Source organism: Streptomyces tritici (genome assembly GCF_048500665.1).
GTDB classification, from domain to species: Bacteria; Actinomycetota; Actinomycetes; order Streptomycetales; family Streptomycetaceae; genus Streptomyces; species Streptomyces tritici.
Genome location: NZ_CP183183.1, coordinates 4532735 through 4548746 on the forward strand (window position 1 = coordinate 4532735; position 16012 = coordinate 4548746).

Consider the following 16012-nt stretch of genomic DNA (forward strand, 5'->3'; position numbering starts at 1 on the left):
ACGCGACGGCGGGGGGAAAGTTACGTGCATTCACCCCTTCCGGTGGCGCGACGGACAACCGTCCGTCGCGCCACCGGCATATCCGCTTACGTTCTTCCCGCTGCGAGTCGCCGGAATGAACGGCGGCCGTGCACAAGGGAGATCGGGGGTGTGTTTTCGTGCGCATCGCACTGCTCACCGAGGGTGGCTATCCGTACGCCACGGGTGAGTCCAGGCTCTGGTGCGACCGGCTGGTGCGCGGGCTCGGCCCGCACGAGTTCGACGTCTACGCCCTCGCCCGCAGCGCCCGCCAGGAGGACGGCGGCCTCGTCGACCTCCCGCAGCAGGTCCGCCGGGTCAGCACCGCGTCGCTGTGGGGCGCCGGGGACGACGACCGCCGCCTCGGCCGCCGCGAACGACGGTTCTTCGCCGCGCACTTCGGGGCGCTCGCCGCCGGGATCTGCGCCGCCGACGAGACCGCCGGGGCCGCCGAGTTCGCCGACGGCCTGTACGGACTCGCCGAACTCGCCCGCCACGGGGGCCTGACCGGCGTCCTCCGCTCCGAGACCGCCGTGCGCATCCTGGAGTCCGCCTGCCGTGCCCCCGGCGCCCGCCGCGGCGTCCGCGCCGCCGGCCTCCCCGGCCACCTCGCCTTCGCCGACCGCGTCGAGCGCGCCCTGCGCCCGCTCTCGCTCGACTGGTACACCGAGGACGCCCTCGGCGAGGCCGACCTCTGCCACGCCGCCTCCGGCGGATCGGCGGCGCTGCCCGGCCTGTTGGCCAAACGCTTCTTCGGCACTCCGCTCCTGGTCACCGAGTACGGCGTCCAGCTCCGCGCCCAGTACCTCGCCGCCTCCACGGCGGGCGTCGCCGCGCCCGTACGCGCCCTGCTCGCCGCCTTCCACGGACGGCTCGCCGCCGAGATCTACCGGCAGGCCGCGCTGCTCACCCCCGGCAACACCCACGCCCGGCGCTGGCAGGAACGGTGCGGCGCCGACCGCGCCAAGCTGCGCACCGTCTACCCCGGCATGGCGGCCGGCCGGTTCACCGAGGTGAGCGAGGACGAGGAGGGCGCCGACCCCGCGACCCTGGTCTGGGTCGGCCGCGTCGAGCCCGCCAAGGACCTCATCGCCCTGCTGCACGCCTTCGCCGAGGTCCGGCGCGAACAGCCCGACGCCCGGCTGCGGATCGTGGCCGTGCCCACCCGGGAGCCCGGCGCCGACAGCTACCTCGCGCACTGCCGGGCGCTCGCCGCCCAGCTCTTCCCGGACGAGGCCGCCGACGAGTACGCCGTCGGCGACAACCCGGTCTCCTTCGAGGAACTCGGCGGACCCGAGGCCCCCGGCCTCGCCGACGCCTACGCCGGCGGCGTGGTCGTCGTGCTCTCCAGCGTCGTCGAGGGCTTCCCGCTCACCCTCGTCGAGGCCATGCTCTGCGCACGCGCCACGGTCTCCACCGACGTCGGCGCCGTCGTCGAGGTCATCGGCGGCACCGGCCTCGTCGTCCCGCCGCGCAACCCGCGCGCCCTCGCCGACGCCTGCCTCGCCCTGCTGCGCGACCCCGAACGGCGCCGCAGGCTCGGCGCCGCCGCCCGCGCCCGCGCGCTCGAACTCTTCACCGTGGAGCAGAATCTCGCCGCCTTCCGCGGCATCTACCTGGAACTGCTCTCCCACTCCCCGGTACGGCGGCGCACCGCCGACGGCGTCCCCTTCGCCCACCCCGCCGAGGCGTCCGTCCCGGGCCACTGGACCAGCCGCAGCGCCTCCGCCGACGACCACGCGGTGAGCGCCGATGCCTGAAGGAGCCACCCCCATGCGCGCCCCCGCCCCCCGGACCGCCGAAGCCGAGCCGCCCGCCACGGCGGCCGCTCCCGCCGCCGCGCGCGCCCCCCGGCGCGGGGCCACCGACCCCGTGAAGAGCCTGCTGCACCGGCACCGCGAGCTCGTCGAGCAGGCCGTCGACCCGCTGGAGATCGCGGCCGGGCTGGAGGTCCACGGCGTCACCGACCGCACCGCGGCCCGGTTCCGCCACCGCGACGTGTTCTCGCTGGCCGAGGAGCTGTACGCGCGGGTCCCGCGCGGCGAGGCGCCCGCCGGCACCGCCCCCGCCGTACCCGCCGAGCCCGTCTCCCACTGGGCCGGGCTGGTGCTCGCCCCCGGGGCGGTCGCCCTCGTCGCGGGCGGCGGGCTCGTCCTCACCCACGGACCCGCGCGCCTCGCCGTCGGCGTCGTCGCCGCGCTCGCCCTCGGCGCGGCGCTGCTCGCCGCCGTGCGGCGCGGGCCGCTGCGCGCCGCGCCCGCCCGCGGGAGCCGGGCCGCCGCCCTCTGGACGGTCTGGCTGCTGGCCTACGCCCTCGGCGGCGACGGACTCCTCGCCGCCCTGGCCGCCGGAGGCCCCGACGAGCCCTGGCCGCTCGCCCCCGCCCCGCTCCTCGTCCTCGCGGTCTCCGTCGCCCCCGCCGCCTGGTGCGCCCGGCTGTTCGCCGTGCGGGCCCGCCGCCGGCTCGCCGCCAGCCGCGGCCTGGACGACTTCGCGTACGGCGTCCGGCCCCTGCTGCTCGCCGCGGTCGGGCTCCACCTCGCCGTGCTCACCGCCCTGACGGCCGCCGCCGGAGCCCCGTACGCCGCCGTCGCCCTCGGCGCCCTGCTGCTGCTCGCGCGGCTGCTCGCCGTCCACGGTCGGGCCCGCGCGGCCGCGGCCGGGCTCGCCGCCGCGGGCGCCGCCGAGGCCCTCGCCCTGGCGAGCGTGCTCGCCGCCCGGCTGCCGGGCCTCGACCCGCTGGCCGTACCCGTCCGCGCCGCCCTCGCCACCGGGGGCCCCGGCGCGGTCCCCGCCCTCGTCTGCGGCGCAGCCGCGCTGGGCCTCCTGGCCCACGCCGCCGTCGCCCTCTGCCGCGCCTCGGCCCACGCCGACGCCACCGCCTGACCCGACCCCACGGGCGCACCCGCGGAGCCGACGCCGCGGGCGTACCCACCGCGACACACGCATCCCAAGGAGACACCACAGATGACGCCCCAACCCCCTGCACCGGCCGGTCGGCACGAAGGGGCCGCGCGATGAGGGTGCTGCTGCTCGGAGCCAACGGCTTCCTCGGCCGGTTCGTCGCCGACCGGCTGCTCGCCGACCCCGCGGTGCACCTCACCGCGCTGGGCCGGGGCGACGACGCCGACGTCCGGTTCGACCTCGCCGGGGGCAGCCCCGGCGCGCTCACCCGGTTCCTGGACGCCGTCCACCCCGGCGTGGTCGTCAACTGCGCCGGGGCCACGCGTGGCGGGGCCCGCGAACTGACCCGGCACAACACGGTCGCCGTCGCCACCGTCTGCGAGGCCCTGCGCCGCAGCGGCTGCGGGGCCCGCCTGGTGCAGCTCGGCTGCGCCTCGGAGTACGGGCCCTCCCAGCCCGGCTCGTCCACCGCCGAGGAGGCGGTGCCCCGGCCCGGCGGCCCCTACGGCGTGTCCAAGCTGGCCGCCACCGAACTGGTCCTCGGCTCCGGCCTCGACGCGGTGGTGCTGCGGGTCTTCTCGCCGGTCGGCCCCGGCACCCCGGCCGGCTCGCCGCTGGGCCGGCTCGCCGAGGCGATGCGGCGGGCGATGCAGTCCGGCGACGCGGAGCTGAAGCTGGCCGGGCTCGGCGTGCAGCGCGACTTCGTCGACGTACGGGACGTGGCCCGCGCCGTCCACGCCGCCTCGCTCTCCGCCGCGCAGGGCGTCGTCAACATCGGCACCGGGCGCGCCGTCCGGCTCCGCGACGCCGCCGCCGTGCTCGCCCGGGTGGCCGGCTACACCGGAGCCCTGCACGAGCTCGACGTCCCGCCGAACCGGCCGGTCATCGGCGCGCCCCGCACCGAGGCCGGGGCCCTGGCGGCCGAGCACCACGTCGCCGGGCCGCCGTACCCGTACCCCGACGGCTGCGGCCCCTGGCAGCAGGCCGACGTGCGCACCGCCCGCGACCGGCTCGGCTGGCGGCCGCGGATCAACCTCGAGGAGTCCCTGGCCGACATCTGGATGGAGGCGGCATGCCGCATCTGACGACCCGCGCCGGTGTCGCCGGGGCGCTGAGCGAGACCGGCGTCGGCGTCCCCGGCTACGCGCACCCGCTGCTCGCCCCGGTGGAGTGGGCCGAGCTGACCCGCCCGGGCACCCCGCTGCACTGGGCGGTGCTCAACGTGGCCGGCGGTCCGGGGGACCGGCCCGACCCGCACTGTCTGGAGGCCGCCGGGCGGCTGCGGAACGCGGGGGTCCGGGTCCTCGGCCACGTGGACATGCGGCACGGCTCGCGGGACTTCGGCGAACTCGTCTCGGACGCCCACCGCTACCTCGACTGGTACAAGGTGGACGGCTACTACCTGGACCGCTGTCCCACGGACCGGATCGACCTGCCCGAGGTGCGGCGCACCACCGCCACCCTGGAGGCGGTGCTCGACGGAGCGGCCCATCTGGTCCTCGGGCACGGCAGCCACCCGTACCCGGGCTACGCCGAGGCGGCCGACCAGCTCGTCACCTTCTGCGGGCCGTGGGCGGACTACCGCTGGTCGCAGGTGGCCGAGTGGACCGCGGACTACCCGCCGCAGCGGTTCGTGCACCTCGTCCACGGGGTGCCGCGCAGTCACCTCGACGAGGCGATGCGGATCGCCCGCTGGCAGGGGGCCGGGACGATCTTCTTCACCGACCGCAGTGACCGTGCCGCGAACGGTGGAGGACAAACCGATCCATTCCAGACGCTGCCCGGCTACTGGGACGAAATCGTCTCGCGGATCGGACCAGGTGTCTCGGAATGAGAAGTCGCGTGGCAGTGTTACGGGAGGAACAACCGTACTGACATACCGACCAACGGAGTCCCCGTGTCGCTGCCACCCCTGGTCGAGCCGGCTGCCGAGCTCACCGTAGACGAGGTCCGCAGGTACTCCCGCCACCTGATCATCCCCGACGTGGGGATGGACGGGCAGAAGCGGCTGAAGAACGCCAAGGTGCTCTGTGTGGGCGCCGGTGGCCTCGGTTCGCCGGCCCTCATGTACCTGGCCGCGGCCGGTGTCGGCACCCTCGGCATCGTGGAGTTCGACGAGGTCGACGAGTCGAACCTGCAGCGCCAGATCATCCACAGCCAGTCCGACATCGGCCGCTCCAAGGCCGAGTCCGCCAAGGACTCGGTCCTGGGCATCAACCCGTACGTGAACGTGGTCCTGCACGAGGAGCGGCTCGAGGCCGACAACGTGATGGACATCTTCAGCCAGTACGACCTGATCGTCGACGGCACGGACAACTTCGCCACGCGCTACCTCGTCAACGACGCGTGCGTGCTGCTGAACAAGCCGTACGTCTGGGGCTCCATCTACCGCTTCGACGGCCAGGCGTCCGTCTTCTGGTCCGAGTACGGCCCCTGCTACCGCTGCCTCTACCCGGAGCCCCCGCCGCCGGGCATGGTCCCGTCCTGCGCCGAGGGCGGCGTCCTGGGCGTGCTCTGCGCGTCCATCGGCTCCATCCAGGTCACCGAGGCCATCAAGGTCCTGGCCGGCGTCGGCGAGCCGCTGGTCGGCCGGCTGATGATCTACGACGCCCTGGAGATGCAGTACCGCCAGGTCAAGGTCCGCAAGGACCCGAACTGCGCGGTCTGCGGCGAGAACCCGACCGTCACCGAGCTCATCGACTACGAGGCCTTCTGCGGCGTCGTGTCCGAGGAGGCACAGGAGGCGGCGCTCGGCTCCACGATCACTCCGAAGCAGCTCAAGGAGTGGATCGACGACGGCGAGAACATCGACATCATCGACGTCCGCGAGCCGAACGAGTACGAGATCGTCTCCATCCCCGGCGCCCGTCTGATCCCGAAGAACGAGTTCCTGATGGGCAACGCCCTCCAGGACCTGCCGCAGGACCGGAAGATCGTCCTGCATTGCAAGACGGGTGTCCGCAGTGCGGAAGTCCTCGCGGTGCTGAAGTCCGCGGGCTTCGCCGACGCGGTGCACGTCGGCGGCGGCGTCATCGGCTGGGTCCACCAGATCGAGCCGGAGAAGCCGGTCTACTAGGCCGCACCTCTGCACACGTCTGCACAAGGCGAAGGCCCCGGACCTGTCCGTCAGGTCCGGGGCCTTTCCGCTGCCCTACCGGCAGCGGCGCCCGTTCCTCGGGACCTTGCCGTCCAGCAGGTAGGCGTCGACGATGCGCGTCACGCAGGACGAGGTGCCGTACGCGCCGTGCCCGTCGCCCTCGTTGCCGACCAGGACGCCGACGCCCGCCCCGAGCTCCTTCGCCATCCGCTCGGCGCCCTCGTAGGGCGTCGCCGGGTCGTTGGTGGTGCCGACCACCAGGATCGGCGCCGCGCCCGGGGCGCTCGCCACCGGCGTCGTCCGCTCGCCCTTCACCGGCCAGTTCGCGCACCAGCCGGCCGTGTCCCAGGCCAGGAACGGGCCGAACACCGGCGACAGCTTCCGGAACTCCGGCAGCAGCGCCCGCGCCTGGTCCGCCGTCGGACGCTCGGCGGAGTCGGCGCAGGAGATCGCCCGCTGGGCGTGCGACTGGGTGCCGTAGTGCCCGTTCTCCTCGCGGTCGTTGTAGTGGTCGGCGAGCCGCAGCAGCTCGGAGCCGTCGCCGTTCTCCGCCTTGCTCAGCGCGGACGTCAGCAGCGGCCAGCTCTCCTTGGAGTACAGCGGCATCACGATGCCGGTGACGGCGAGCCCGTCGGTCAGCCTGCGCCCGCCGACCGGCAGCGGGCGGCGGTCGAGGCGGTCGAGCAGGGCCGCGATCCGGGCCGTGCCGGCCTTCGGGGACTCGCCCCGCCCCTTCAGGTAGCTCTCCAGGGCGCGCTGGAAGCCGATGGTCTGGTTGCGGGCGTGGCCCACGTTGTCGGCGGTCGGGTCGACGACCGCGTCGAGCACCAGACGGCCCACGTTCTTCGGGAACAGGTGCGCGTAGGTGCCGCCGAGCTCGGTGCCGTACGACATGCCGAAGTAGTGCAGCTTCGCGTCCCCGAGCACCTGGCGGACCAGGTCCAGGTCGCGGGCGGTGTTGCTCGTGGTGGTGTGCGCGATCGTCTTCCCCGAGCGGCGGGCGCAGCCCGCGCCGAACGCGCTGCCGTCCGCGAGGAACGCGGCCTCCTCGGCCGGGGTGTCCGGGGTGACGTCCGTCTCCGCCTCGGACTTCGCGGTCTCCTTGTCGTCCCGGCAGACCACCGCGCCGCTGCGGCCGACGCCCCGCGGGTCGAAGCCCACCAGGTCGTACCGCTCGTTCAGCTCGCCGTACTGGACGGCGGCGCGGGGCAGGATCTCCACGCCCGAGGCGCCCGGGCCGCCGAAGTTGAACAGCAGCGAGCCGAGCCGGCGGTCCTTGTCCCGGGCCTCCTTGCGGATCAGCGCCACCGTCATCGTCGCGCCGTCCGGCTTCTTGTAGTCCAGCGGCACCGTCACGTCGGCGCAGCGCCAGTCCCGGCCGGGCTTCCGGCCGCCCTCGGGGGCGGGGCAGGACCGCCAGTCGGGGCGCTGCCCGGTGAGCGCGGCGGGCAGGGCCGTCCCGGCGGGCGACGCGGGCCCGCTCGCGGCGGTCGACGGCGCGGTCGACGGGTCGCTCGCCGCCTTGTCGTCACCGCCGCCCGTACAGCCGGCCAGCAGCAGCGCGGCGGCGCCCAGCGCCGCGGCCCGTATCCGTACCCGTGTGGACATGTGTCGTACGACCCCCGAACCCCCGTGCGGATGACTAGCGGCAGACGGTACCAGCGGCGGGGACACGGCCGTTCAGGAGGTACGCGTCGGTCGTGCGCTTCACGCAGGCGCTGCCGCTGGTGTACGCGCCGTGGCCCTCGCCCTGGTACGTCATCTCCACGCCGACGCCCTCGCCGAGCGCCTCGACCATGGCGCGGGCGCCCTCGTACGGGGTGGCCGGGTCGCCGGTGGTGCCGATGACGAGGATCGGGGGAGCGCCGGGGGCCGAGACGTCCGGGTGGTCGAAGGTGCCGGGCACCGGCCACTGGGAGCAGGTCGACAGCGCCCAGGCCATGAAGTCCCCGAACACGGGGGACGCCTTGCGGAACTCGGGCACCTTCGCCTTCGCCTGGTCGAGGCTGTAGCGCTCCTTGAAGTCCACGCAGTTGATGGCCGCGTTGGCCGCCTGGATGTTGCTGTACTGGCCCTGCTCGTTGCGGCCGTTCATCGAGTCCGACAGGGCGAGCAGCAGCCCGCCGCGGCCCGCGTCGGCCTCGTCCAGGCCCTGCTCCAGGTAGGGCCAGTACTCCTTGGAGTACAGGGCCTGCGCGATGCCGTTCGTGGCCTGCGTCTGGGTCAGTTTGCGGTCGCCGAGGCCCTCGATGGGCTTCTTGTCGAGCTCGGCGAGCAGCCCGGTGATGAACGCCTCGATCTCGGCGACGGTGGAGCCGGGCAGGGTGCAGTCGTCGCCGCGCGCCAGGCAGTCCTTCGCGAAGTTGTCCAGGGCCAGCTGGAAGCCCCGCGCCTGGCCGAGGGCCCCGTCGAGGGTGCCCGCGTTCGGGTCGACGACCGCGTCGAGGACCGCGCGGCCGACGTTCTTCGGGAACAGGTGGGCGTAGACGCCGCCGAGTTCGGTGCCGTACGAGATACCGAAGTAGTGCAGCTTGTCGTCGCCGAGGACCTGGCGCATCAGGTCCATGTCGCGGGCCGCGTTCTCGGTGCCGACGTGGGGGAGCGCGGGGCCGGAGTCGTCCTCGCAGGCGGCCGCGTACTTCTTCTGGTTCTCGGCGAGGGCGGACTGCTCGGCGGCGTCGTCGGGCGTGCCGTCCACGGCGTAGTACGCGTCGAGCTCGCGGTCGTCGAGGCACTCCACGGGTTCGCTGCGGCCGACGCCGCGCGGGTCGAAGGAGACGAGGTCGTAGCGGGCCCGCAGGGAGTCGAACTTCTCGCCGAAGGACGGCAGGGCGGTGACCCCGGAGCCGCCGGGCCCGCCGAAGTTGAACACCAGCGAGCCGATCCGCTGCGCGGGGTCGCGCGCCTCGGCGCGGATCAGCGCCAGTTCGATGGTCTCGCCGCCGGGGTCGGCGTAGTCGAGCGGTACGTCCATGAAGGCGCACTCCCAGCGGGCCCCGCCGGGCAGCGGCGAGGGCGCGGGCCCGCCGCCCTCGGCGGCCGACGGGGGCGGGCACACCGCCCACTCCAGCTTCTGCGCGGCCAGTTCGGCCATCGCGGAGGCGGAGGCGCTCGGCCCGTCGCCGTCCGGCTCGCCACCGCCGTCCGAGCACCCGGCGACGAACAGCGCGACGACGGAGGCGGCGGCGGTCAGAACGACGCGACGGGCTGCATGGACCATGAACCCATCGTGGTCCGCCCCGCCCGGCGCCGCGCGCGCGATGGCCCAACCGGGTGGCAGGGCCCCAGGCCACCCGCACGCGACAACCGGCCCCGCGGAGCTACAGCGCCCCCTTCTTCGTCAGCCAGTTGAAGCAGAGCCACCCCGGCAGCACCGGCAGCCACAACGTCAGCAGACGGAACAGCAGCACCGCCGGTGTCGCCACATGCAGCGGCAGGCCCACCGCCGCCAGACCGAACGTCAGCGCGCCCTCCACCGCCCCGACACCACCCGGCGTCGGCGCCGCCGAGCCCAGCGCGTTGCCCGCGAGGAACACCACCGCGACGCTCGCGAAGCTCAGCGTCTCCGCCTCGCCCTGCCCGAACGCCCGGATCGACGCGTCCAGGCAGAGCACGAACATGCCCGTCAGGAGCAGCATCCCGCCGATGCCGGTGACCAGCTTCATCGGCCGCTGGAGCACGTCCAGCATGCGCGGCACCACGCCCGCGAACAGCGACCGCACCCGCGTCGAGACGAACTTCCGCATGAACGGGATCGCCGTCACCACCAGGACCAGCACCGCCACCGTCAGCAGACCCGCGATCACCGTCCGGGACGGGGTGAACGACTGCGACTTCTCCGTGCCGGTCAGATAGCCGAAGGCCAGCAGCAGCAGGATGTGCGCCCCGAGCCCGAACAGCTGCGAGGCCCCGACGCTCGCCACCGCGAGCCCGGGCCGCACCCCGGACCGCTGCAGGAAGCGGGTGTTCAGCGCCACGCCGCCGACCGCCGCCGGGGCGACGATCTTCACGAACGAGCCGGCGACCTGCGCCACCACCGTCCTCGCGAACGACACCCGCTCCGGCACGAAGCCCAGCAGGCTCATCGCCGCGGCGATGTAGCTCAGCGCGGAGAACAGCACCGCCGCGGCCACCCAGCCCCAGTTCGCCTCGGCGATCGTGGACAGCGGCGTCCGGGCGATCTGCGAGAGCAGGAAGTACGCGGCGACCGCGCCCGCGATCAGGCTCACCAGCGTCCGCGGCTTGATCCGCTCCAGGCGCACCGGCTCCACCGGCGCCTGCGGCCGGATCAGCAGCACCTGCTGCCGGATCTGCGCCAGCAGATCCTCCTCGCGGGCCCCGTCGAGCGCGGTGTCCAGAGCCCGCTTCTCGGCCCGCTTGTCGGCCTGCTTCTCGGCCCGTACGGCCTTCCGGTCCGCCTTCGTCGACCCGCCCGCCGGCGCACCGGCCGCCGCGGCGCTCTCCGCCCGGGCCCGCTTCGCCGCCTCGGACGCCTCCAGGACCGCCTCGCGCTCCCGCTTCGACCGTTCCCGCGCCAGTCGGCGCAGCTCCGCGCGGGTGGACCGGGTCAGGGCGATCGGCTGCAGCAGCGGCAGACAGTCGGCGACCGCGTCCGGCCCGAGGACCTCCACGGCGGCGGCGACCACGCGCTCCGCGCCCACCCGCAGACCGAGGGTGGTGAGCAGCTGCGCGATGTCCATCCGCAGCACCAGATCGCCGGCGGCGATCTCCCCGCCGCTCAGATCCGTCAGGATCACCTTGCCGGAACGATCCACCAGAATCGCGTCGCCCGCGAGCCTGCGGTGCGCGATCCGGCGCGACTGGAGGGCCTTCACCTGGCGCCAGGCGCCGAGCACCAGCTCGTCGGTGACCTCCTTGTCCTCCAGCGAGTCCAGCGGCCGTCCGCCGAGGTGCTCGTACACGAGCATCACGGCGTCCGGGCCGAGCTCGGAGGTGGCGATCAGCTTGGGCGCGTTCGCCCCGGCGGCGATCGCCGCGTACGCGAGCAGCGCCTCCTGCTCCAGGGCCTGGCGCAGCGAGACGATCGAGCGGCGGGTGCTGATGGCGCGCAGCGTCAGCCGCCGCCAGACCCGGTAGAAGAAGCCGTGCGCCTGCTGCTCGCGGTCGACGACGGTGACGTCGAGCGGCGGCCCGTCCTCCAGCGTCACGATGTACCGGCGGCCCCGGTCGCCGTGCTCGACGGTGTCCGGCAGCCCCTCCGCGCGCAGGGCGCTGACCGGCTTGAAGCCCACCCGGCGCAGGCCCGCCAGCAGGGTCTGGCCGGTGGGGCGGACGTTGGGGGAGCCGACCGTGTAGAGCGTGCCGTACGCGACGGTCCAGCCGATCAGCACGGTCAGGATGATCGAGAAGGCGGTGGTGTAGCCGGCGACGAGCATGGTGAAGGCGTCGAGCAGCAGCACGAACCACAGCACCACCCGCCAGCGCGGCCGGCGCGCCATCCCCACGGCGGTCATGTACGCGATCACCGGCGCGAGGTAGCCGTGCACCGGGTCGGTCAGCCCGCCGCCCGCGGCCGGCTGGGTCAGCGCGTCCTGGATGGTGCCGGGCGCGGCCCGGGCCACCCACAGGTCGGTGGCGAGCGTCACGCCGTGCGCGAGGACGGCCGCGAGCACGCCGTCGGCGATGCGCAGCCCGTCGCGTTTGATCAGCCGCTCGACGGCGAAGGCGACCGGGACGAGCAGCACGGCGATGGACGACGCCAGGCCGGCGAGCTTGACGAAGAGGTCCGGCGCGCCCGTCGTCCCCTTGTTGATGTCCTGCTCAAGGCCCGAGGTCGTGCCGTGGGCGAAGGCGGCGATGCCGAGGACGAGGGCGATGGCGAGCACGCCGACGAGGGCCCGGAGCAGGTCCGAGGGCCGGTGGACGCGTGCGGCGAGCAGGGGCTCGTCGCCCGAGAGCCGCTCACTGGGCTCCTCGGGCCCCGCGGGTACGTCCGGGCGGGCCTCCTCCGGAGGCTCCGCCTCGTGCCCCTTCACCATGTTCGTGGTCTCTTCTTGTCGCTCTTGATCTCGTATCACCAGTCACCGCCCGGACGATGGTGGCACGGGAAGCCCCTTCGCGGAGGCATCAGGGGGTTGTCGGTGCGGTGCGGCAGGATGGGCCGGATGACGGAAGAGGAGCTTTCCGCGCGCCTTCCCGAGTACGCGGAGCGGGTGCTGGACGTCGCCGAGCTGATTCCGCCCGGCCGGGTGATGACCTACGGGGACGTCGCCGAGTGGCTCGGCGAGGGCGGCCCGCGCCAGGTGGGCCGTGCAATGGCACTGTACGGCGGCGCGGTCCCCTGGTGGCGGGTGGTGCGCGCCGACGGCCGGCTGCTGCCGGGCCACGAGCAGCGGGCCCTCGGCCACTACCGGGAGGAGGGCACGCCGCTCAAGGAGGCCGCCCGCGCCGCGGACGACCACCTGCCGCGGCTCGACATGAGACGCGCCCGCTGGGACGGCACGTTGCCGGGGGCCGGGGGGACGGAGCCCGGTGGGGGCCCGGCGGCGGAGCGTACCGGCGGCGCGGGCGGGGCGGCGGGCGTACGGGGATGAATGCTCCGGACGGTGCCGGTTTCCCGTAAGGTCGTCTGCTCCGCACCGTTCCGTCAGCATCCGCGCGCACCCTTCAGCAACTGCCCACCCCTCAGGACCGGCGATCCACGTGAGCTCCTCCACCACCAGGCGTACGCCGTACCAGGCCTCGGCCCGGCCGAGGACTCCCGGCGCGTACCGGCTGGTCCGGACGGCGCCCGCCGCCCAGCGCCCTCCTCAGCTGGACGCAGGGCAACGGGCCGTGGTTGAGCACCGCGGCGGGCCGCTGCTCGTCCTCGCCGGACCCGGCACCGGGAAGACGACGACGCTGGTCGAGGCGGTCGCGGCGCGGGTGGCGGCGGGGGCGGACCCGGAGCGGATCCTCGTCCTCACCTTCAGCCGCAAGGCGGCCGTCGAACTGCGCGACCGGATGGCCGCGCGGCTGCGCGGGCGGCGCGCCCCGCAGGCGACGACCTTCCACTCGTACTGCTACGCCCTGGTCCGCGCCCGTCAGGACGCCGACCTGTTCGCGGAGCCGCTGCGGCTGCTGTCGGGTCCCGAGCAGGACGTGGCGGTGCGCGAGCTGCTGGCCGGCCAGCTGGACCTGGAGAAGGAGGGCCTGGCCCGCATCCGCTGGCCCGACGAGCTGCGCGCCTGCCTGACCACGCGCGGCTTCGCCGACGAGGTCCGCGCGGTGCTGGCCCGCTCCCGCGAGCTGGGGCTCGGGCCGAAGGCCCTCGGCGACTTCGCGGCGCGGGTGGGGCGGCCGGACTGGAAGGCGGCGGCCGGCTTCCTCGCGGAGTACCTCGACGTCCTCGACATGCAGGGCGTCCTCGACTACGCGGAGCTGGTGCACCGCGCGGTGCTGCTGGCCGAGCGCGAGCCGGGGGCGCTGCCCCGGTACGACGCGGTCTTCGTGGACGAGTACCAGGACACCGACCCCGCGCAGGTCCGGCTGCTGCGGGCGGTCGCGGGCGGCGCGGGGACGCTGGTCGCCTTCGGCGACCCGGACCAGTCGATCTACGCGTTCCGCGGCGCGGACGTCAACGGCCTCCTCGACTTCCCGGACACCTTCCCGGGCGCGGACGTACGCGTCCTGACCACCTCGCGGCGCGCCGGTACGGAGCTGCTCGCGGCCACCCGGCTGCTCACCCGGCGGATGCCGCTGCCCCGGCTGCCGCACGACGCGGCGCGCGCCCACCGCGAGCCGGCCGCGGTCCGCGAGGGCGGGCGCGTGGAGGCGTACACGTACCCGACGCCGTCCACCGAGGTCGACAACATCGCCGACCTGCTGCGCCGCGCGCATCTGGAGGACGGGGTTCCGTGGTCCGACATGGCCGTCCTGGTCCGCGCGGCCTCCGCCGTACCGTCCCTGCGCCGCGCCCTGACGACCGCCGGCGTCCCCCTGGAGACCGACACGGCCGACACCCCGCTCCGCCACGAACCGGCGGTGACCCCCCTGCTCCTGGCCCTGCGCGCGGCGGCGTCGCCGGAGGTCCCGCCCGAGCCGGAGGAGCCCGCCGCCGACGGCACGCCCCCCGCCACCGCCACCGGCACCTGGCTCGACGTCGAGACCGCGCTCGACCTGCTCGCCTCCCCGCTGGCCGCCATGGACCCCGCCGACCTGCGGCGGCTCGGGCGGGCGCTGCGGGACGAGGAGCGGGCGGCCGGGGTGAAGGTGCCGGCGCCCTCCGACGTCCTGCTGGCGCGGGCGCTCGCCGAGCCCGAGCGGCTCGTCGCCCACGACCCCGCGTACGCGCGCGGAGCGCAGCGCCTCGGCGATCTGCTGCGCCGCACCCGGGAGCTGCTGGCCGGCGGCGGCACCGCCGAGGAGGCGCTGTGGCTGCTGTGGAACGGCACGCCCTGGCCGGGCCGCCTGGAGCGCGCCGCGCTGCGCGGCGGCGCGGCCGGGCGGAACGCGGACCGGGACCTGGACGCGGTGTGCGCGCTGTTCGAGACGGCGGCCCGCGCCGAGGACCGGGTCGGCGGCCGGGGCGCGCTGAACTTCCTGGAGGAGCTGGACGCCCAGGACATCGCCGCCGACACGCTGACCCGCCGCCAGGCCCGCCCCGACGCGGTGCGCCTGATGACCGCGCACCGCGCGAAGGGCCTGGAATGGGGCCTGGTCGTCGTGGCCGGCGTGCAGGAGGGCCTCTGGCCCGACCTGCGCCGGCGCGGCTCCCTCCTGGAGGCCGACCGCATCGGCCGCGACGGCATCGCCGAGCCGCTGACGCCCGGCGCGCTGCTGGCCGAGGAGCGCCGGCTGTTCTACGTGGCCGCCACCCGCGCCCGGCACCGCCTCGTCGTCACGGCGGTGAAGGCCCCGGCCGACGACGGCGACCAGCCGTCCCGTTTCCTCGCCGAACTGGGCGTCGAGCCGAAGGACGTGGCAGGCCGCCCCCGGCGGCCCCTCGCGGTCGCCGCGCTGGTGGCCGAGCTGCGCGCCACGACCGTGGACCCGGAGGCGTCCGACGCGCTGCGCGCCGCCGCGGCCGAACGGCTCGCCCGGCTCGCCGCGCTCACCGACGACGAGGGCCAGCCGCTGGTCCCGGCGGCGCACCCGGACCGCTGGTGGGGCCTGTTCGAGCCCACCCACAGCGCGGTCCCGCTGCGCGACCGGGACCGTCCGGTCGCGCTGTCCGGCTCGGCGCTCGCCCAGCTCGCCGACACCTGCGCGCTGCAGTGGTTCCTGGGCCGCGAGGTGAAGGCCGACGCCCCGGCGTCCGTCGCGCAGGGGTTCGGCAACGTCGTGCACGTCCTCGCCGACGAGGTCGCCTCCGGCCGTACGCCCGCCGACCTCGACGTCCTGATGGCCCGGCTCGACTCCGTCTGGGACGGGCTCGCCTTCGACGCCCCCTGGAAGTCCGAGCAGGAGAAGGCGAACGCCCGCACGGCCCTGGAGCGCTTCCTGCGCTGGCACGTCATGGACCGCGGCGGCCGCACCCCCGCCGCGACCGAGCACGACTTCGACGTCACCCTGGAAGCGGGCGCGTACGAGGTCCGCATCCGGGGCTCCATGGACCGCGTCGAGCAGGACGAGCAGGGCCGCGCGTACGTCGTCGACTTCAAGACCGGCAAGGCCGCGCCGACGAAGGACGAGGTCGCCCGGCACCCGCAGCTCGCGGTGTACCAGCTCGCGGTCCGCGAGGGCGCGGTCGACGAGGTCTTCGGCGGCCGCCGGCCCGAGCCCGGCGGCGCCGAGCTGGTCCAGCTCCGCCAGGCCGCCGCCAAGAAGGAGGGCGGCGACGCCCTCCCGAAGATCCAGGCCCAGGAGCCCCTGGAGGGCGAATGGGTCGGTGACCTCCTCGCCACCGCCGCCGGCCGCGTCCTCGACGAACGCTTCACCCCCAGCCCCGGCCAGCACTGCGCCACCTGCACCTTCCACAGCTCCTGCAGCGCCCGCCCGGAGGGCCGGCACGTCGTCGACTGACGCGTCCCCGAAGTCGCGGGACTGCGCCGT

General features: G+C 75.1%; 10 protein-coding genes. 7 read left to right on the forward strand and 3 right to left on the reverse strand.

The features are described 5' to 3' along the window. Positions 1–158: 158 nt before the first annotated feature. The 5 genes from ACNJ93_RS21225 (at position 159) to moeZ (ending at position 5998) form a co-directional block, all read left to right on the forward strand. Entirely contained in the window at positions 159–1778 is a 1620-nt protein-coding gene (locus tag ACNJ93_RS21225; RefSeq protein WP_418959002.1) for a DUF3492 domain-containing protein, read from the forward strand. Between the two features lie 13 nt (positions 1779–1791). After that, entirely contained in the window at positions 1792–2904 is a 1113-nt protein-coding gene (locus ACNJ93_RS21230) for a hypothetical protein (protein WP_418959003.1), read from the forward strand. Positions 2905–3035: 131 nt separating this feature from the next. Continuing rightward, on the forward strand, positions 3036–4007 hold the full coding sequence (locus tag ACNJ93_RS21235) for an NAD-dependent epimerase/dehydratase family protein (protein ID WP_418959004.1): 972 nt from the start codon (positions 3036–3038) through the stop codon (positions 4005–4007). Then, the gene (locus ACNJ93_RS21240) at positions 3995–4756 is read left to right on the forward strand and encodes a spherulation-specific family 4 protein (RefSeq protein ID WP_418959005.1); all 762 of its coding nucleotides are present in this window, start codon (positions 3995–3997) and stop codon (positions 4754–4756) included. The genes ACNJ93_RS21235 and ACNJ93_RS21240 overlap by 13 nt, the downstream gene beginning before the upstream one ends. A 63-nt stretch (positions 4757–4819) precedes the next feature. After that, entirely contained in the window at positions 4820–5998 is a 1179-nt protein-coding gene (moeZ, locus tag ACNJ93_RS21245) for an adenylyltransferase/sulfurtransferase MoeZ (protein ID WP_418959006.1), read from the forward strand. Between the two features lie 75 nt (positions 5999–6073). Here the strand turns inward: moeZ and ACNJ93_RS21250 are convergent, their stop codons facing one another. The 3 genes from ACNJ93_RS21250 to ACNJ93_RS21260 form a co-directional block, all read right to left on the reverse strand. Further along, on the reverse strand, positions 6074–7627 hold the full coding sequence (locus tag ACNJ93_RS21250; RefSeq protein WP_418959007.1) for an alpha/beta hydrolase: 1554 nt from the start codon (positions 7625–7627) through the stop codon (positions 6074–6076). A 34-nt stretch (positions 7628–7661) separates the two neighbouring features. Then, entirely contained in the window at positions 7662–9239 is a 1578-nt protein-coding gene (locus ACNJ93_RS21255; protein WP_418959008.1) for an alpha/beta hydrolase, read from the reverse strand. A gap of 100 nt (positions 9240–9339) precedes the next feature. Further along, on the reverse strand, positions 9340–12018 hold the full coding sequence (locus tag ACNJ93_RS21260) for a lysylphosphatidylglycerol synthase transmembrane domain-containing protein (RefSeq protein WP_418959009.1): 2679 nt from the start codon (positions 12016–12018) through the stop codon (positions 9340–9342). 117 nt (positions 12019–12135) lie between these two features. Between ACNJ93_RS21260 and ACNJ93_RS21265 the strand changes: the two genes are divergently transcribed. Next, positions 12136–12573, forward strand: a complete 438-nt coding sequence (locus ACNJ93_RS21265) for an MGMT family protein (protein ID WP_418959010.1) — start codon at positions 12136–12138, stop codon at positions 12571–12573. A 109-nt stretch (positions 12574–12682) separates the two neighbouring features. Next, a complete protein-coding gene (locus ACNJ93_RS21270) occupies positions 12683–15982 on the forward strand; it encodes an ATP-dependent helicase (RefSeq protein ID WP_418959011.1) in 3300 nt (1099 codons plus the stop codon). Positions 15983–16012 lie beyond the last annotated feature (30 nt).